Origin of the sequence: Pseudarthrobacter sp. (assembly GCF_036675385.1) — a bacterium.
Lineage (GTDB): Bacteria > Actinomycetota > Actinomycetes > Actinomycetales > Micrococcaceae > Arthrobacter.
Genome location: NZ_JAKFFD010000120.1, coordinates 1 through 16,786, shown reverse-complemented (window position 1 = coordinate 16,786; position 16,786 = coordinate 1). Strand labels below are relative to the sequence as shown.

The window sequence follows — 16,786 nt, the reverse complement described above, 5'->3', positions numbered from 1 at the left end:
CCTGGCCGTCGGCGGCCGCGTGGAACCGGTGTGGGAAACGGGCCGTCCGGGCTACTTCGGTGAAGAGCTCGACTGGATCGTAGGATGCAGCCACCGCGGAATGCCCAAGGTGGCCTCCGAGGTACGGAATGTCATCGGCGCAAACATGTCCTTCAGGCTCGAAGTCCTGCGGCAGGTGGGCGGATTCAATGTCTCGCTCGGCCGGCAGGGCACGAAACCGCTCGGGTGCGAGGAGACCGAAATTTGCATCCGCTCCAAGATGGGCACGCCTGGGTCACGGATCGTCTACGAACCCGCCGCTTTGGTCCGTCACCATGTGCCGGCGGACAGGGGAACCATCCCCTACATGCTGTCGCGTTCCTGGTCCGAAGGTATCTCCAAAGCCCAGGTCAGCCAGATCGTTGGCCACAAGCGGGCTCTCGGCCCTGAACGGCGCTACGTCCGGAGCGTACTGCCGCGGGCCGTATTTTCCGGGATTCGTGATTGGGGCCGGGGATCAGACCCCCACGGCTTGGGCCGCGCTGGTGCGGTGATGGCCGTTCTGGCGTGCACTGCCGCCGGCTATCTGCGAGGGCGCCGGATCGCGCATATCGAGGGCCGCGCGTCGGCCGGGACAGCGCTCATAGGCACACCATGGAGGGAGGTCCAGTGAGCGAACGCGTCGACGAACTTAGCGCCGTCGAGGAGCGGGCTGCACTGAAGCTGGCCCCCGCCATGGAGTGCGGGGTGCCGCCGGAGTGCTTTTCCTGCCTCATTCCTGATCGATAGGGTGGGCTGGGACGCCCACCCATGTTTCGCCGTCGGGTACGTTGCTCAACACTGCCGCCCCATTCCCAACGGTCGCGTAGGACCCCACTGAAGTCCATGCACGTACGCTGGAATTCAGTCCCAGGTAGGCCGCCCGGCCGATCCGGACTCCGCCGCCCAGCGACACACCGGCCGCGAACGTCGCGAAGTCCGCCACGTCGTCGTCGTGCGTGAAAGTCACGGACGGCATGGCCACAACATGAGCCCCAAGCGTGACCGAAGCCGTCAGCGTCACATTCCGCAGCATGATGCTGCCTCGGCCGATCCGGCAACCCTCGGGACACTCAACGGTGGGGTCGATGGCAGTGGCGTACCGGGCATCGCGCACGCCCTGAGCCGCGAGCCGTTCCACCACGGTTTCCCGGGATTTTCCCGAGGCCAGGCAGACCAGCACCAGGGCGTGCGTGAACTTGGAGGCGTCGTCAATGGTCCCCAGCACCGGCGCGCCGTCCACGGTGACGCCTGCCATTTCCTTGTCGTCGTCGAGCAGCCCGACGACGTCGTACTGCCCGCTGGCGCGGACCATGGTCAGGACCTCCCGGGCCAGCCCGCTTGCTGCGATCAGCACGAGTTCGCTCACCGGCGTACACCGGCGGCCGCCCGTACGGTGTTCATGACCCGGTTCAGGCCCACGTTGTCCAGGCCGTGGAAAATCGGGAGAACCAGGGTCCGGTCCGTCAACCGTTCGGTGTTCTGGAGCCCTGCGTTGCCAGTTTGGCGCCACCGGTAGGCAGGCTGCCGGTGAGCCGCCATGGCGCCGCGGCGCGCCGAAATTCCGGCGTCGGCCAGGCGGGCCAGGAGCCCTTCGCGGTCAATGGCGAAATTCGGGAGGACTTCGACCCAAAAGGACTGGAAGTTGGCCGTCCCGTACGGTGGGTCGGCCACGAACCGCAGACCAGCCAGGCCGGAAAGCCCTGCCTCATACTTCGCGGCGATCTCCCGGCGGCGAGCCACTATCTCGCCCAGCCGGCCGAGCTGCACGATGCCGACGGTGGCCTGCAGATCCGTCATCTGGTAGTCGAAGCCGATCTCGACGTACACCTCCGGCGCGGCAATGCGGGGTCCGCGACGGTCCGCCGCCGGCACGTTCAGGGAGTGGCCGCGGAGGCTCCGGGCCCGTGCCGCCCAGTCCGCCCGGTGGGTTGTCAGCATCCCGCCCTCGCCAGTGGTCAGCACATTGTCCTGGTGGAACGACCACACGGAAATGTCGGCCCCCGTGCCCACGGGCCTGCCCTTGTATTTCGAGCCAACGGCGCAGCCGGCGTCTTCGATCACAGTGATTTCGTGACGGTCGCACAACTCGCGGACGGGGTCCAGGTCAACGGGGACGCCGGACTGGTCCACCACGATCACGGCCCGCGTGTCCAGGGTCAATGCCGCCCGGACCGTTGCCGCCGTCACAGTCCCGGTGGCGGGGTCCACGTCGCAGAAAACCGGCCGTGCCCCGATGTACGTCACCGCATTCGCCGTGGCGATGAAGGCCAGCGACGGCACCACCACGTCGTCGCCGGGACCGATGCCGGCCACTATCAGCGCCAAGTGCAGGGCGGTGGTACTGCTGGAGGTTGCGACGGCGTGGCGCACTTCTTGAGAAACGCTGAACCTCGCCTCGAACTCCCTGACCTTGGGCCCTTGCGAGAGCAGACCGGAGGCCAGGACGTCCGCCACGGCTCGCGCTTCTTTGTCGCCGAGCCAGGGTTCCATGACGTTGATGCGCGCAAGGACGGTTTCCGCAGTCACCGTGCACCGGCCTTCCTGGTGGCCGTTCTCATGTCCGAGTCCTTCCCACGTGCAGTTCCGGGATGTGCATTGCCTATTGCAAAATTAGTCCGTTCCGTCCCGTTCCGGTGCGGAACGGAGGCGGTACTGCGGGCGCTGGCCGGGAACAATGCGGGAACTGCGGGTACCTGCAACGCCGGCGCCTCAGCCGGGGCCCGGCGGCGGGGCGCACCCATCCGGGGGCACGCCGCCCGGCCACTGTCCTAGACGGCAGGAAGGACGAACGGCTCCTTAGCCAGGGCGGCTGCCTTGCCGGCCGCAAGGGCCGTCAGCTGGGCTCGTGATTCGACTCCGAGCTTCCTGTAAATCGCAGTCAGGCGCACCTCCACGGTACGGACGGACACATAGAGGGTGGCCGCGATTTCCTTGTTCCGCATCCCGCGGGCCACCATTCGGGCCAGCACGCGTTCGTGGTCTGCAAGCATCAGCATCGCCGGATTGTCGGGCGTGCCGGCTGGTTCCACCCGCTCGTCGAGCAGCAGCGAGTCAACGTGCTGGGCCCAGGCATGGGCACCCGCTTCGTCGAACATCACTTTGGCACGAAGCAGACCGTCCCGGGCGCTCCGAATGCGGCCGAAAGCGTTGAGGCGTTCGGAGTAGCAGAGCAGTGTCCTGGCGCGTTCCAGCAGGGACTCCTGGGCGTTCCTGTTTGCAAGTGCATCGTTGAACATCTGGAGGGACTGCTCGCCGTCAGCCAGCATCGCCCGGCTCCGGGCAACCGCCATCATGATCCAGGGCGAACGCAGGCCCACCGCCCGGCTTTCCAAGTGCCACAGTGCCTGGGCGGCTTCCCTGTGCCTGCCCAGCCTGACCAGGACTTCCACCAGATCGGCCTCACAGCGCAGCAGAGTCGGGTTGCTGAAGGCCTGGCCGATCTCCGCTGCCCGGGACAGCTGCGCGAAGGACTCGGCGAGATTTCCGCGCATGAGGGCAAAGTGCCCCTGGCACGCGGCCAGTTGCGCCGTGATGGCCGGGTGGCTTTCCGCCCCGGAGAAGTGCTGTGCGTCTGTTGCGTAGGCGTGGGCGAGTTCCTCGTTTCCGAGCGCATTGGCCCGCCAGACCCGGAAGACGTGCCGCATTCCACGGTGGTATTTGGTTTCCGGTTCGGCCAGTTCAAGGTCCTCGATCAGTTTCACGGCTTTCCGGACGTTGCCGGCACGGATTTCGTTGTCCACAGCAAAGAAATTGGCGGTCTCCCGCCAATTGACGGTACTGGCCTCCAGGACGTTCCGCACCCGGGCAAAGGCCTCCTGGGCGGCAGCATGGTGTTCGGCATAGGCCAGCGCGCGGCCCTGTACCAGAAGGGCCGCCACCGTTTCGTTCCCGCCGTCGGGCTTGCGGCTGAACTGTCCGGACTTCCCGCCGATCACCTCGATGAGTCGCCGGGCGCCCTCCGCCAGCGCCAGGCAGTCGGGGGAGGCATGGTCCATGTACTTCTCGGCGTACTGCACCAGGCCGGTGGCGTCCTCAAGCTCCCAACGGTCCGCGTAGTACAGCGCACCGGCCACGAGCAGGCGGGCTGCAAATGCCGGATCATGCTGTCCGAGTTCCTTCACCAGCCGGAGCACCATGCTGGAGCGCACGGCGCCGCCCTGGATGAACTGGATCTCGAAGGCGAGGCCTGTCAGTCGAAGGACCAAGGCAGGGTTCCGCGTCACCCGCTGGGCCCAGTCCAGGTAGCGCTTGGCGTAGACGAACTCACCCCTGTTCAACAGCAGTTCGGCCACCGTGGTGAGCCTGGCGGTGGTCTCCGCTTCCCAGGGGTTGATCGTCAGGGCCCGTTCAATGTACTCGACGGCGAAGGGCACCTCGCCGCTTCGGATCAGGTCAACGGCAAACCGGAGCAGGCCAAACGGAGTCTGCCGCTCCAAAGCGGTAAAACTCAGATGCCAGCGGTGGGCATAGGGATCCGCGGGCTCCGCCGCGGCCGCCATGGCACGGTGGCTGGCGGTCCGCGTTGCCGGTGTCATGGCAGCATAGACGTAGCCCCGGAGCAGCTGGTCCTGGATCCTCAGGTGTGGTCCGGACCTGTTGACCATGCCATTTGCCAGCAGTTCGTCGATCCCGCCCCACAGTTGGTCGCATGCCCGTTCCAAGGTGGCGATATCGCTGCGGCAGGACAGCGAGAGGAGGTCCAGGACCTGCCTCGCACCTGGCGAGAGCCCGCCCACGGTGGCGGCGAACTCGGCCTCGAAGCTGCCTTTGCCGGGGAGCGGGACGGGGAGTGCGTATTTTCCCTCGGCCTGGCGATCCAGCAGCAGCCCAAAAAGCTCGACGGCGGCGAGCGGGTTCCCCTGGGTGGCCGCGGCAACTGCGTGGACCGCCGCAGTCGCGGTCTGCCGAGCCGGAATGGACTCCAACATGCGGACCGTGTCGTTGTAGCTCAGCGGCGCCAGCTGGAGGGCCGGCAGGGAGGCGAAGGGACTGTCGGCAGTCTCTTCCCGCACGCTCATAAACAGTGCCATGTCCGTCCCGGTCAGCCGGCGTGCCAGGTAGCCGATCACGGCCTGGCTGCTGGGGTCCAACTGGTCGGCATCATCGATGACGATGACCGTCCGGGACGACGAGCGCTGGTGCAGCCCGTTGAGCAGCATGGTGGAGACAGTGGGGACGTTCATGGCGCCGCTGGAATCGCGGAGCAGTTCATCGGCGAAGCGGTTAAGGACGGGGTCATCGATGCCGGTGAGGAGCGCGGTAAGGCCGGAGAGCGGCCAGTCGGACTCGGACACGCTCGCGGTGAGAAAAACGGTCCGGAAGTCGGAAAGGCGGGGAATCTCGGACAGGAGGGCGGATTTGCCCATCCCACGCCGGCCCACCACCTTGAGGGCTGAATCTTTAGGACCTCTGATTACGGAGAGTATCCGGTCCAATTCCCTGCTTCTGCCAATTAACGACATGTGGTCCCCATCCATCGAAGAAGGAGACCGAACTGCTTGCTCTATCCAAAATCCTGGGTCCATCCAGCCGCTTGCGCGACACGCGGACCGGCTATCCTGGCCGCGTCATTGCGTCCAGCACGGTACCCAGCCGTTCTTGCAAATATAGCCCTGTTCCGCGGCGTGCACCAGAGACTTTTTGCCCTCAGGCGCGGAGCCTGTTTTCCGGGTTATCCACATAAGCCGCCGGACGCTTCCGGCGACGCGCGCGCTACGCGTAGCCTTGAGTCAAGCGCGAATCGCCTATCCGGTCCAAATGCACTAAGATATTGAAGTCTGTGCTGCGCCCTGCCTCCGTTCTGTTGGCCGGGCATCGCACGGCATCGCAAATGAACCTCCTGTTACGGAAATGCCGTAACCGCTTAGCCCAAAGGAGGTGGGTTCACATATGCGTCCTTACGAATTGATGGTAATCATCGACCCCGAGGTCGAAGAGCGTACCGTTGAGCCGTCGCTTCAGAAGTTCCTGAACGTCATCACCAACGATGGTGGAACCATCGAAAAGGTTGACATCTGGGGCCGTCGTCGACTGGCTTACGAAATCAAGAAGAAGTCCGAAGGTATCTACGCCGTGGTGAACTTCACCGCCAAGCCGGACACCGCCAAGGAACTTGACCGCCAGCTGTCTCTTAACGAGACCATCATGCGCACCAAGATCACCCGCCCCGAAGAGCAGAAGGTTGTTGCTGAGTAATTTCAGCTCCGATTTTCATTCTTTACCCGCAGGATCGAATTCTTCACCCAGGATCGAACAAGGAGGCAGTAGATGGCAGGCGAAACCACTATTACGGTCATCGGTAATCTCACCAGTGACCCGGAATTGCGGTTCACACCGTCAGGTTCGGCAGTCGCGAACTTCACCATCGCTTCCACCCCGCGCACCTTTGACCGCCAGTCCAATGAGTGGAAGGACGGGGAAACCCTGTTCCTCCGCGCAGCGGTTTGGCGTGAAGCAGCCGAGAACGTCGCCGAGTCCCTCACCAAGGGCATGCGCGTGATCGTTTCCGGCCGTTTGAAGAGCCGTTCCTACGAAACAAAAGAAGGCGAAAAGCGCACCGTTATCGAGCTCGAAGTCGATGAAATCGGCCCGAGCCTGCGTTACGCCAATGCCAAGGTCAACCGCACCCAGCGCTCCGGCGGTCAGGGTGGTCAGGGTGGCTTCGGCGGCGGCAACAGCGGCGGTGGCTTCGGAGGCGGCAACACTGGTGGAAACCAGGGTGGCAACTCCGGTGGAGGCTTCGGTGGCGGCAACCAGCCGGCTGCACAGGAGGATCCCTGGGCGACGCCCGGTGTCTCCAATGCAGGTGGTGGCTGGGGCAACGGCCCCGATTCCGAACCTCCCTTCTAAACCAATCATTTAGGCCCGACGTCGGGACCGCCGAAAGTGCCGCAAGGCACCTGATGCGGCTGCCGCCGTCGGACCACCACCATCCCGTGGATCAACATCCACGGGCTCCATAGAATAGGAGCTCCACGATGGCTAAGGCTGAACTCCGTAAGCCCAAACCAAAGTCCAACCCCTTGAAGGCCGCTGACATCACTGTCATCGACTACAAGGACGTAGCATTGCTGCGCAAGTTCATCTCCGACCGCGGAAAGATCCGCGCCCGTCGCGTCACTGGCGTCACGGTGCAGGAACAGCGCAAGATCGCCCAGGCAATCAAGAACGCCCGCGAAGTTGCACTGCTGCCCTACTCCGGCGCTGGCCGCGGCTAAGGAAGGGACTGACTAACATGGCAAAGCTCATTCTGACCCACGAAGTAACCGGTCTCGGTGCCGCTGGCGACGTTGTCGAGGTCAAGGACGGTTACGCACGTAACTACCTGCTGCCCCGCAACTTCGCCCTGACCTGGTCGAAGGGTGGCGAGAAGCAGGTTGAGTCCATCAAGACTGCCCGCGCCGCCCGCGAGCACGCTTCCCTGGAAGACGCTCAGAAGCAGGCCGCTGCACTCTCCGCCAAGCCGGTCAAGCTCGTCGTCAAGGCTGGCGAGACCGGACGCCTGTTCGGCACCGTCAAGCAGGCCGACGTAGCCGACGCTGTTGAGGCCGCTGGCCTTGGCAAAATCGACAAGCGCAAGGTTGAACTGCCGGCACACATCAAGTCGGTTGGTTCCTACCAGGCCAACGTCCGCCTTCACGCTGACGTTGCCGCTGTGATCGAACTCAACGTAGTCGCAGGCAAGTAGCCTTTCCGGTTACGCAGCCTCAACTGCACAAAAACCCCCGTTGCCGTCACCGGCGGCGGGGGTTTCTTGTGCCTTCTTCCATAGGCAACGCGAAGTCACTTAATGCCCGCAAAAAGGCCTCTTGAGGGGCATTAAGTGACCCCGCGTTGCTTTGGCCAGGAGGCGGGAAGTCAGGGGCTGTGAAGGGCTGTGGTCACGTGCCTGTAGCCTGCCTTGATCAGCTCGGCCAGCACCGCCTGGTCCACGTCGTCGAGCCTGTTCACGTACAGGCACCCCGCACCGGTCTTGTGCTTCCCGAGCCGGGGCAGCAGTTCCGCAGCCTCGGGCCCGTACATCAGCCCGTAGAGCGAGAGGCTTGCCTTCCGGGGTGAAAAGCCCACCGCCGCCGCGTCCCCTTCCCTGCCGCTCTCGTATTTGTAGTGGTACCGCCCAAAGCCCACGATGGTCGGCCCCCACATCTCGGGCTCTTTGCCGGTGATCTCCCTCATGAGCGCCAGCAGCCGCAGGCCATCACGGCGCCTGACAGGGTCCTCCACTGCGGCCAGGAATTCGTCCACTGAGGCGCCGGTTGCCTGGGTCTTGTTTTCAGCCATGACGGAAGTCTGGCAGAGCCCAGGTCACTTGTCAGCCACGCCGGTCCGGGTGGTGGCCTGCGGCGGTGAGCCAGAATTCTTCCCCCGCCCGCCGCCGGCGGTGCGCTGACACCGGTACGGCTCAGCCACCGTCCGGACGCCAGTACCGCAGCCCGCCGCTGGTGGTGCCGTCGCCGGCGACGTCGACCACGGCGTACGGGAACGCCCGACGGTCCGACTGGTCAGGTCCGCGACCGCGGACGTCCGAACACCACGTGCCGGTGTTGACGTACCGGGTGGGAGACCCTTCGATCGCCGCCTCGAGGGCCCGGTGGGTGTGGCCCGAGACGTACCAGGCCACCCCGGAACCGTGCGCCTCGAGCGTACGTGCGAACCGGCCCGCTGCAGCAGGAGCCTCCTCGCCGGCGACTCTGCGCCCGGCGGCCGCGAGCACCATGCGAGTCGCGGTGACCGGGAGCGCCGACACCGTTCGGAACCGGGACAGGCGCGCCAGGTCCCGAACGGCCACCCCGTCGAGGGCGAGCCGCAGTGACTCGGTCTGCAACAGCTCGTCGTACGCAAGCTCCCGGACTCGGCGTTCCGCCCGCTCGGACTCCAGGCAGGCCCGGGCAACGGCCCCGGCACGGCTCAGGCGCGACCTCGACGGATGGGCGTTCCAGGCGGCGAGCGGGGGTAGGTTCAGCTCGTCGGTGCCATTGACCGCCGCGCGGAGTACCTCGGGCATCCGGTGCAGCGCGTGGTGCTGGTGCCCGTGCTCGGCCACGAGCACGTGGGGCACGTGCAGGAACCACGGGTGCACCCGGATCCGCGTGGGCTCGGCGGGTGACAGCAGCGCCGACAGTCGGGCGGCAACCGAGGGCCGGGCCAGCTCCACGTCGTGGTTGCCGCACACGAAGTGCAGCTGCACGCCGCGCGCGGCACACGCCGCCAGCGCCCGGAACGTCTCTGGGTGGCGGGCGAGGATGGACTCAAGCCGGGCCAGGCTCTCGTCCTCGGTGAACCCGGCCAGCTCGAACGTGTCACCGACGAAGGCGACGTGCTGCTGCGGACCGGAGGCTGCGAGCACCTCGCGGCGCAGGAACTCGGGCAGCACGCTGCCGGGGGAGCGGGGGTCGTCGTCCGACACGCCCAGGTGGAGGTCGCTGAGGAGCCACCACCTCGCCGCGAGGCTCACGTGAGCAGTCCCAGCAATCGCGGAAGGAAGAGGAGCAGGTACATCGTCCACATGACGGCGACGACCATGGGGCTCACCGTTAGGCCAAGGAGCCGCAGGCGAGTGGGCTGCCCGGCATCTGGTCCGGCGCGTCGGACCTCGAGCGCGATGAGGGTGATGAGCAGGGCGGCAGCCGCGAGCAGTCCCGCCAGGTTGATAATGACGTCGATCATGACGCGGCCTCCTGTCGTGCGCGTGCCAGGCACGCGAGGACGGTGATGACGCCCATCGTGACGACGCACGCCTGCCAGGACCACACAGCGAGGTAAAACATCGCCGTGGAGACCGCCGTGAGCGTGGCGAGGCCGAGCGCCAGGACGAGCAAAGCGCCGAGCGCGAGGTCGGTCACCTGCAGGAGTCGGGCCAGTGCCTGCCCCGGGAGCAGGATCAGGACCGCTATCGCGGCGACCGCCTGCAGCGGTGTGGGCAGCCCGACGAGCGTCACCACCGACAGCGCGACGGCCGCGAGACCGAGCACCAAGGTGTGCCGGCTGACGCTGACGCCGTTCATGGCGTCACCCGGTACACGCGTGCGTCGACGTTGCTGAACGCGAGCTCCACGCCGTCCTGCGTGCTCAGCCACTTCTCCAGCTCGGCGAAGCCGCCCGCGCTGCTGGAGCCCTGGAGCACGAGACTCGCCTCCGACGAGCGCGTGAGCAATACGACGGCACCGCCAGGGCTGTGCCGGGCGTAGTCGTAGACGAGTGGGCCGCACGTCGCCGTCGACAAGTCGGACCGGCACATGTCGTCGATCGTCCGGGCCCGGTGGTCGAGGTAGGCCTCGCTGCGCCACGGCGTCGGGTGGGCAGCCGAGATGATCGTCGAGCCGGGGGGCGCGAGACGCTGCACGGCGGCGACGGCGGCGATCTCAGGGTCGGTGAAGACGTCATACTGGGCGTTCCCGAAACGGCCCGTCACGGTCAGCACGGCCAGCAGGAAGCAGGTGAGGACGAGGCCCCCCGCGGCGCGGGAGGAGGGGCGTGTGCTGCCGTCCGTGGGAAGGAGGACCGAGCACGCCTGCAAGGCGATGAAGGGCAGCGCGAACAGCGAGACGCGGATGAGCATCTCCCCGCCGTACAGCTGCGCGGGGAAGAGCAGCAGTGGGGCGACGGCCAGGAGGACTACCCGAATGTCGAGACGTCCTCTGCGCCGGTCGCGCACCGCCCCCGCCGCGGCGAGTGCCCACAACACGAGGGTGAGAACGATCCGGACCTGCACCACGAGCACGTGACCAGCGGTCCCGCTCAGGCGGTCGATGACGTTCGCCTCGGTCGCGGCCAGCAGTCCTGCTTCCGCCAGGGGTGGGTTCCCGATGAGGTATGCACTCGCGGGGTAGACGAGCCAGAGCGTCAGCACGACGGCGGTGATCAGGGGCAGCCGGCTGGGCCAGACACGTCCGCTCAGGGTGAGAGCGGTGATGGCGATGAGCACGATGAACGGCGTCAGCTGATGGCTCGCGCAGATGACAGTGACGAGCAATAGGGTCACCACGAGGGCGCTCACACGGTGCCCCGGCCGGGGCTCGGCGGGCGACCGCCCTCGCCACCATGCCGCCAGGTCGGCGCGTCGGTAGCCGCGGAACTCGGGGGTCCGCGCGGCCAACGGGCCGATGAGCAGCGCGACCACGACGAGGTACAGGAAGAAGCCGAAAGCCTGGGGAGACAGGTAGTCCTGGTCCTGCCAGTTGCCGAGACAGAAGATCCAGAGCACGAGCCAGCGCCGTCGCGGATCGCGCGTCAGGTAGCCCGTCAGCACGCCCAGGGCAGCGAGCCACAGACCCATGTTGAGCACCGGTGCCCACAGGGCAACGGCCACCGGGTCGAGACCGGTCGCCTCGAGCACCGCCGCCAGGAGGGCGAAGAAACCCGGCCAGTTGAAGTACGCGTCGGTGTCCGGGGCGATCCCCTGGGTGCCCGAGAGGGCGTCGGCGATGCCGAGATGACGGAACGCGACCTCACCCCGCGGTACGTCCGTCACGAAGGCTGCGGTCCCGAAGAGCACGAGCACGAGCACCACGACGAGCCACACCATGACCGGGCGGCGCGCCGGGCCCGCGGCATCCCCCCGCAGCGCCACGACGAAGGCGACGTTCAGAAGCAGAACCCCCGCCCAGAACGGGTAGGGCAGCACGGCGACGAGCCCCAGGTCGCTGTTCACGGGTACGGCCACCGTGGAGGCGGCCCCCGCGGCAAGCGCCAGCGACACGACGCCCGCCAGTGCGCACCACACGTCGCGGGGCTTCCAGCGTCCCTCCGTGCGGCTGGTTGCATCGACCGTGCCGGTCACCGAGTGTCTCATCGTGCGTCCTTCCTTATGCGTCGGAGGACGGCGACCAGCCGGAGTCCGACCGCCGCGGCCACAATGGAGAGCACCACCAGCCACGCAAGGGCCATGGCGGTGGGGCCCCTGTCGGCGGTCCACAGCGCTGCGGCGCAGAGGGCGACTCCGAGCATCACGCCGACCACGATCGCCTCCGTGTAGCGACCGAGGGCCCGGCACACGGCGTTGTAGGCCTGCAGCACCGCGTACGGCACCAGTCCGGCCGCCAACCACCGCAGAGCTCCGGCGGACGAGTCGGCGTACCGCTCCCCCAGCAGGCTGAGCAGCGGGTGAGCGAGGAGGACGAGGACGGCGGCAGCCAGACCTCCTACGACGAGTGACCAACGGAGACTCGCCCAGGTGGTCGACACCAGGCGGGCCGGGTCCCGGACACCCTCGGAGAACTGGACGATGCCCATCAGCATCGGAGCGGAGTAGGCGGCCCAGGCCATCATCCATGCGGGATACCAGTAGGCAGCTGCCTCCGGCGCCACCATGTGCGCGAGCAGGAGCGGCAGCACCAGCCCCGGAGCGCGCTCGGTGAGGGTGAGGAGCTGGTACGGAAGGCCCACCGCCAGCAGTGGACGGCCGCGCGCCGGGCGCAAGGACAACCGCGGCCGGTAGCCGACCAGTCTTCGCAGCTGGACTGCGCCGACCACGCACGCCACGGTCGTCCCGAGGGTCCAGCAGGCCATCAGCACGTCGGCGGAGGCGCCATGCGCCCTCCAGGCCACGAGCGCTGCAGCCCCGAGTGAGACCCCGCCGCCCAACGCGTATCTTAAGCTCGCGCTGGCACCGCGTCCCAACGCCACGAGCGCCTGGTCCAGCACGATGACCAGGGTGCCGGTGACGGCAGCCACGAGGAACGTGAGCCAGAAGAGAACCGATAGCGAGGCCGTGTCCGGCGTCACGGCCGACTGCAGCACGAGGTAGCCGAGGGCCAGCACGGTGCCGGCGACCCCCACGATGGCGAACGCGGCGTCCAGCACCCGCGCGGGCGGCTCCCCTCGCCCCACCGCGACGATCACGGCCGACCCGGCGCCCAGCACCGCGAGCTGCGTGCAGATCATCACCGCCGCGACGGCGGCCATGGTGAGCCCGACTTCACGGTCGGACGTCGCGCGCGCGGCCACTACCCAGAAGGCGAAACCCGCGCCTGTCTGGGCGGCCTTGCCCACGATGAGGCCGAGCGAGCTGCGCAAGGCGGAGTGCCGGGCGGTCGAGCCGTCCCTGACAGTGGTCCCCCGCTCAGCGCTCACGACGCAACCCCTTCGCCAGGCCTGCGTAGTTATACCAGCAGAAGGCGAAGTAGTAGCGCAGCCACCGAGGCTGGCCCGCGGCGAGGCTCAAGGCGCTGCCCCGGACTGCCGCGGCGAAGGGCAGCAGCGCCAACCTCGCACCGCGCCAGCCGTGCTTGCGGACCATACGTCCCAGACCCGTTCCGTCCATGAGGAACTGGTCGAGCGCGAAGTCGAAGTCGTCTGCGGCGAAACGATGTTCGACGACGACCCGGCGTGACACCGCCGTTCGCAGCCCTGACTCCCGCATCCGCCAACGCAGCTCGATGTCCTCTCCCGACTTGAACGAGTCGTCGAAACCCACGCCCAGCATCAGGTCCCGGTCCACGACCGTCGCCACGAGCCCGAACCAGTTGCGGCTGCGGCCGGTGCGATGGTGATGTGCCAGCGCCTGCCCCCAGTAGCCCGGTCCGGCGACACTTTCCAGACCGGCCTGGAGGGCGTCGTAGCCGCCCTCGACCAGCTCCGCGAGCAGGTCGGCAACCCCTGCGGGCCCGAACACGACGTCGGCGTCGACGAGCAGGACCCAACGGGTGCTGCTGCTCTGCACACCGAGCGTTCGAGCCCATGGCAGGCCGCGCCCCTCGTCACTCAGGACCCGGGCACCGGCCGCGAGGGCGAGCTCGACGGTGCGGTCGGTGGAGCATCCGTCCACCACGATGATCTCGGCTACACCTGACTGACGCAGGGCCCCCAGACAGCGCGGGAGCAGGTGCTCCGCGTTGCGGGCCGGAACGACCGCGGTGACCTCGGCAAGGCTGTGACTCTCTGTGTCCCGCACCTCAGGCCTCCTGGTCGAGGACCGACGGCAGCAGCTCCTCGAGGTACCGGACGATGTCGTCCGACGCTTCGTCCGCCGTGTACGCGGAGGGCACCTGCAGCAGGTGGCAGGGACGTCCGTCGAGTGCCTTGCTCAGCACGACCCCCTTCGCCGCGAAGTGCTCGCGCCACGGGAGGACGGACGTGGCCGCCAGGCCAGTCACGACCCGCTGCGAAAAGCCCGCCATCTCGATGTGGAAGTTGCCGATCATGCGGTCGACCATCCAGTCGCTCGTCCGCTCGACGATCCGAGACCGGGCGCCCTCGAAGCGCTCGATGTAGATGGCGGCCGCGAGCGGGGCCGAGGTCGTCACTTCTCGCCCCGGGAACGCGGTCCCCGCCTCGACCATGCGGTGCTCCGGCGACCATCGCCTGGAGAAGTCCGCGAGGCGCGGATAACGGATGACGTAAGGATGCACCACCGTCGTGAGACGGCCGACGCTCTTCGAGAGCTGTGACGGGACGAGGGGTTTCCGGACACCTTCGAAAAGGTGCGGGTAGATGGCCCGGTGGTGCGGCTTGATGAACATCGGCTTCGCGTAGCCGAGCAGTGTGGCGTCCTCGGCGAGGAAGGCCCAGTCGTCACCCATGAACGACCACCCCTCGCGCCGCATCAGCTTGGCAGCGGTGCTCGTCTTACCGGTCCCTCCGGCGGCGGGAAGCGCAATCGCGTGACCCCGGTACGCCATCGTTGCCGCGTGGATCATGCCGGCTCCTCGACCGACCATGGCGACATCGAGAACAGGGACCACGGAGGTCAACAGCTCGCCCGGCCCGTGAATGCGCCACTGCTCTGCGTCCCTCACGATCTGGACCCGATCGGCTTGGAAGCGCACGCTGTTCCCCGTGTACGCAAGCTCGTGCTCGAGCAGACCCGCATCCGGCATTGGCTCCGGCCCGGCGTCGACGACGATGTCGGCCGGCCGTTCGGTGTCGGTGGCGAAACACGCCAACATGCTCTGGAGCTGGGTCGCTGACGGCGCCTTTGCGTCGACGCGGATCGTGATGCGGCCGTGAATGTCGAAGTGCAGTGCCTTGCTCTGCCAGGTGCGCATGGTTGTCTCCTGTCTGGGTGGTCTCGGTCGGTTGGTGTCTCGGCCCCGGCGACTAATCCAGCCAGTGCCTCTAGAGGAATTCGAAACCCCCGGCCGAGTGACTCTGCCCGTAAATTGAGCATATGACCAGCCCGGCCAGGTAAACACCAGTACTGAGTACTCGCTTTTTGTATCGCGTCCTACATAGGGAATTTCGTGCTCCCGCCAGAGCTAGGTGTGGAGGGGCAGCGCCAAGTGATCTGTTAGGTGCATCGGGGACCTGTCCCGTGAGCGCTTTAGGTAGCAGGGTGCACGTCCCGCGCACCCCGGAAAACGCAAATACTCGTTTCATGCCGCCCGGAGTGCAACCGCCGGTGACCTGGCACCGCTGGAATAAACGCGGACGGGCACCGGTTATCTCGATACATGCAAACACATGTAGCATAGGCTGTACCGAACCTCAGGAGTCCAAGTGGAAACCCGCCGCATCACCGTACTGTCCGCCGGCCTGGGCGTGCCGTCCTCGAGCAGGCTGCTCGCCGACCAGCTCGCCGCTGCAGCAGAGCACCGCCTCGCCGACGCGGGTTTCGAGGTGAAGGTTGAGGTCGTTGAGCTCCGGGACCTCGCGGTGGACATCGCCAACAACTTTGTCACCGGCTATGCGGCCCCTCGCCTGGCGGATGTCATTGCCGGCGTGGAGGCAACCGACGGCATCATTGCCGTTAGCCCGGTGTTCAGCGCTTCCTACAGCGGCCTGTTCAAGTCCTTCATTGACGTCCTGGACCCCAAGTCCCTGGACGGGAAGGCTGTCCTCCTGGGTGCCACTGGCGGCACGGACCGCCACCAGATGGTCCTCGAGTACGCGATGCGCCCGCTGTTCAGCTACCTGCGCACCAGGATGGCCGCTACGGCCGTTTTCGCCGGCCCCCAGGACTGGGGAAACACGGACGACGGCGGCTCGCCCCTCTCATCGCGGATCGACCGGGCGGCGGCTGAGTTTGCCGCCCTCCTCGCGGAGGATCAGCCCGGCCGCAAGCCGGCGGCACTGGAGTCCCTGCCGTTCGCACAGCTCCTGGCAGGCATTTCCGGCGGACGCTAAGGCGCCGGTCCGCAAAGCCCGCGCCCGTCCGCAAAGCTCCCCCGTCAGCGCCCGGGATCCCGGCGTCTGAACTATTCGGTGTCCCCGGTCGTTGACCGGAACATGAAATGTCCTGTGGATTCAATTGACCTGATAATGAGCGAACGCAGCGGCGTCGAGATCGACTACTGCCCGCAGTGCCGCGGAGTCTGGCTCGACCGCGGTGAGCTGGACAAGATCATCGACCGCGCCAACGAAGCTATGAACGGCCGCGCTCATACGCCGGCGCGCCCGGCGGCCGCGGCGCCTGTCGCTGCTCCGGTTCCGCCCCCGCTGTATCCGAACTTTGAACCCCGCCGAGAGCAGCCGCGGTACGAGCAGCCCCGTTACGACCAGCCGCGCTACGACGACCGGAAGTACGACAAGCCGGGGTATGACCGCGACCACGACCGCCGGCGGCCCAAAAAGAAGGAAGGCTGGCTGGGAGACATCTTCGACTTCTGACGGCCGGACGGCGTACTGTGCCGCGGCTGGGAGCCCTGGGGTCCGGGAGCGTAGCCGCCCAGGAGCCCTAGTCGTCCAGGAGGGCGATGAACTCGCGTGCCTGCTTCATGGAGATGTCCGAGTGCTTGGTCAGCGCAGTGGCGGCGCCTTCGGTGTCGCCACTGCGCGCCAACGTGCGGATGCGGCCGTAGATCTCGTCGTTGAGCATATTGCTGCTGAC

18 protein-coding genes are annotated in these 16,786 nt (G+C 66.9%); 7 read left to right on the top strand and 11 right to left on the bottom strand.

All coding sequences use genetic code 11. From position 1 onward, the window contains the following. Nucleotides 1-652: glycosyltransferase family 2 protein (locus tag V6M49_RS09625; protein ID WP_332760967.1), on the top strand; the 652-nt coding region annotated here is incomplete at its 5' end. A gap of 99 nt (nucleotides 653-751) precedes the next feature. On the opposite strand, the gene V6M49_RS09620 is transcribed toward V6M49_RS09625, so the two are convergent. The 3 genes from V6M49_RS09620 to V6M49_RS09610 form a co-directional block, all read right to left on the bottom strand. Continuing rightward, entirely contained in the window at nucleotides 752-1,387 is a 636-nt protein-coding gene (locus V6M49_RS09620) for a NeuD/PglB/VioB family sugar acetyltransferase (protein WP_332760966.1), read from the bottom strand. Next, nucleotides 1,384-2,547 carry a DegT/DnrJ/EryC1/StrS family aminotransferase gene (locus tag V6M49_RS09615; protein WP_246848663.1) on the bottom strand — a complete coding sequence of 388 codons (1,164 nt, stop codon included), beginning with the start codon at nucleotides 2,545-2,547 and terminating at the stop codon, nucleotides 1,384-1,386. The genes V6M49_RS09620 and V6M49_RS09615 overlap by 4 nt, the downstream gene beginning before the upstream one ends. A 242-nt stretch (nucleotides 2,548-2,789) precedes the next feature. Next, nucleotides 2,790-5,483 carry an AAA family ATPase gene (locus tag V6M49_RS09610; RefSeq protein WP_332760965.1) on the bottom strand — a complete coding sequence of 898 codons (2,694 nt, stop codon included), beginning with the start codon at nucleotides 5,481-5,483 and terminating at the stop codon, nucleotides 2,790-2,792. Nucleotides 5,484-5,910: 427 nt separating this feature from the next. Between V6M49_RS09610 and rpsF the strand changes: the two genes are divergently transcribed. The 4 genes from rpsF to rplI all read left to right on the top strand — a co-directional run bounded on the left by rpsF (nucleotide 5,911) and on the right by rplI (nucleotide 7,708). After that, nucleotides 5,911-6,216, top strand: coding sequence for a 30S ribosomal protein S6 (gene rpsF, locus V6M49_RS09605; RefSeq protein WP_011693941.1), 306 nt, complete (start codon nucleotides 5,911-5,913; stop codon nucleotides 6,214-6,216). Nucleotides 6,217-6,288: 72 nt separating this feature from the next. After that, complete coding sequence (locus V6M49_RS09600; protein ID WP_332760964.1) at nucleotides 6,289-6,870, top strand: single-stranded DNA-binding protein; 582 nt, start codon at nucleotides 6,289-6,291, stop codon at nucleotides 6,868-6,870. A 128-nt stretch (nucleotides 6,871-6,998) separates the two neighbouring features. Continuing rightward, nucleotides 6,999-7,238 carry a 30S ribosomal protein S18 gene (rpsR, locus tag V6M49_RS09595; protein ID WP_003800144.1) on the top strand — a complete coding sequence of 80 codons (240 nt, stop codon included), beginning with the start codon at nucleotides 6,999-7,001 and terminating at the stop codon, nucleotides 7,236-7,238. A gap of 17 nt (nucleotides 7,239-7,255) precedes the next feature. After that, on the top strand, nucleotides 7,256-7,708 hold the full coding sequence (gene rplI, locus V6M49_RS09590) for a 50S ribosomal protein L9 (RefSeq protein WP_056341694.1): 453 nt from the start codon (nucleotides 7,256-7,258) through the stop codon (nucleotides 7,706-7,708). 170 nt (nucleotides 7,709-7,878) lie between these two features. On the opposite strand, the gene V6M49_RS09585 is transcribed toward rplI, so the two are convergent. From V6M49_RS09585 to V6M49_RS09550, 8 genes are all read right to left on the bottom strand, one after another. Next, nucleotides 7,879-8,301 (bottom strand): DUF1801 domain-containing protein, encoded by a 423-nt coding sequence (locus tag V6M49_RS09585; RefSeq protein ID WP_332760963.1) that lies wholly within the window; start codon nucleotides 8,299-8,301, stop codon nucleotides 7,879-7,881. Between the two features lie 121 nt (nucleotides 8,302-8,422). Continuing rightward, the gene (locus V6M49_RS09580) at nucleotides 8,423-9,475 is read right to left on the bottom strand and encodes a hypothetical protein (RefSeq protein ID WP_332760962.1); all 1,053 of its coding nucleotides are present in this window, start codon (nucleotides 9,473-9,475) and stop codon (nucleotides 8,423-8,425) included. After that, nucleotides 9,472-9,687 (bottom strand): hypothetical protein, encoded by a 216-nt coding sequence (locus tag V6M49_RS09575; RefSeq protein ID WP_254749606.1) that lies wholly within the window; start codon nucleotides 9,685-9,687, stop codon nucleotides 9,472-9,474. The genes V6M49_RS09580 and V6M49_RS09575 overlap by 4 nt, the downstream gene beginning before the upstream one ends. Continuing rightward, nucleotides 9,684-10,025 (bottom strand): hypothetical protein, encoded by a 342-nt coding sequence (locus V6M49_RS09570; protein WP_332760961.1) that lies wholly within the window; start codon nucleotides 10,023-10,025, stop codon nucleotides 9,684-9,686. Before V6M49_RS09570 ends, V6M49_RS09575 begins: the two co-directional genes overlap by 4 nt. Continuing rightward, complete coding sequence (locus V6M49_RS09565; RefSeq protein WP_332760960.1) at nucleotides 10,022-11,812, bottom strand: glycosyltransferase; 1,791 nt, start codon at nucleotides 11,810-11,812, stop codon at nucleotides 10,022-10,024. The genes V6M49_RS09570 and V6M49_RS09565 overlap by 4 nt, the downstream gene beginning before the upstream one ends. After that, nucleotides 11,809-12,903, bottom strand: coding sequence for a polysaccharide biosynthesis protein (locus V6M49_RS09560; protein WP_332760968.1), 1,095 nt, complete (start codon nucleotides 12,901-12,903; stop codon nucleotides 11,809-11,811). The genes V6M49_RS09565 and V6M49_RS09560 overlap by 4 nt, the downstream gene beginning before the upstream one ends. 178 nt (nucleotides 12,904-13,081) lie before the next feature. Beyond that, nucleotides 13,082-13,912 (bottom strand): glycosyltransferase, encoded by an 831-nt coding sequence (locus V6M49_RS09555; RefSeq protein ID WP_141138842.1) that lies wholly within the window; start codon nucleotides 13,910-13,912, stop codon nucleotides 13,082-13,084. A 1-nt stretch (nucleotide 13,913) separates the two neighbouring features. Beyond that, nucleotides 13,914-15,005 (bottom strand): hypothetical protein, encoded by a 1,092-nt coding sequence (locus V6M49_RS09550; protein WP_141138841.1) that lies wholly within the window; start codon nucleotides 15,003-15,005, stop codon nucleotides 13,914-13,916. 451 nt (nucleotides 15,006-15,456) lie between these two features. Here V6M49_RS09550 and V6M49_RS09545 point away from each other — a divergent pair, with 451 nt between their 5' ends. Beyond that, the gene (locus tag V6M49_RS09545; protein WP_056341725.1) at nucleotides 15,457-16,083 is read left to right on the top strand and encodes a CE1759 family FMN reductase; all 627 of its coding nucleotides are present in this window, start codon (nucleotides 15,457-15,459) and stop codon (nucleotides 16,081-16,083) included. A 102-nt stretch (nucleotides 16,084-16,185) separates the two neighbouring features. Next, nucleotides 16,186-16,566: a TFIIB-type zinc ribbon-containing protein gene (locus tag V6M49_RS09540; protein WP_332760959.1), complete on the top strand. Its 381-nt coding sequence runs from the start codon at nucleotides 16,186-16,188 to the stop codon at nucleotides 16,564-16,566. The last annotated feature ends 220 nt before the right edge of the window (nucleotides 16,567-16,786 follow it).

Coding starts and splice junctions, on each gene's coding strand:
- V6M49_RS09550 (WP_141138841.1), bottom strand. CDS start 15,005: ATGCGCACCTGGCAGAGCAAGGCACTGCACTTCGACATTCACGGCCGC.
- V6M49_RS09610 (WP_332760965.1), bottom strand. CDS start 5,483: ATGTCGTTAATTGGCAGAAGCAGGGAATTGGACCGGATACTCTCCGTA.
- V6M49_RS09600 (WP_332760964.1), top strand. CDS start 6,289: ATGGCAGGCGAAACCACTATTACGGTCATCGGTAATCTCACCAGTGAC.
- V6M49_RS09570 (WP_332760961.1), bottom strand. CDS start 10,025: ATGAACGGCGTCAGCGTCAGCCGGCACACCTTGGTGCTCGGTCTCGCG.
- rplI (WP_056341694.1), top strand. CDS start 7,256: ATGGCAAAGCTCATTCTGACCCACGAAGTAACCGGTCTCGGTGCCGCT.
- rpsR (WP_003800144.1), top strand. CDS start 6,999: ATGGCTAAGGCTGAACTCCGTAAGCCCAAACCAAAGTCCAACCCCTTG.
- V6M49_RS09575 (WP_254749606.1), bottom strand. CDS start 9,687: ATGATCGACGTCATTATCAACCTGGCGGGACTGCTCGCGGCTGCCGCC.
- rpsF (WP_011693941.1), top strand. CDS start 5,911: ATGCGTCCTTACGAATTGATGGTAATCATCGACCCCGAGGTCGAAGAG.
- V6M49_RS09565 (WP_332760960.1), bottom strand. CDS start 11,812: ATGAGACACTCGGTGACCGGCACGGTCGATGCAACCAGCCGCACGGAG.
- V6M49_RS09540 (WP_332760959.1), top strand. CDS start 16,186: ATGAAATGTCCTGTGGATTCAATTGACCTGATAATGAGCGAACGCAGC.
- V6M49_RS09585 (WP_332760963.1), bottom strand. CDS start 8,301: ATGGCTGAAAACAAGACCCAGGCAACCGGCGCCTCAGTGGACGAATTC.
- V6M49_RS09560 (WP_332760968.1), bottom strand. CDS start 12,903: ATGATCTGCACGCAGCTCGCGGTGCTGGGCGCCGGGTCGGCCGTGATC.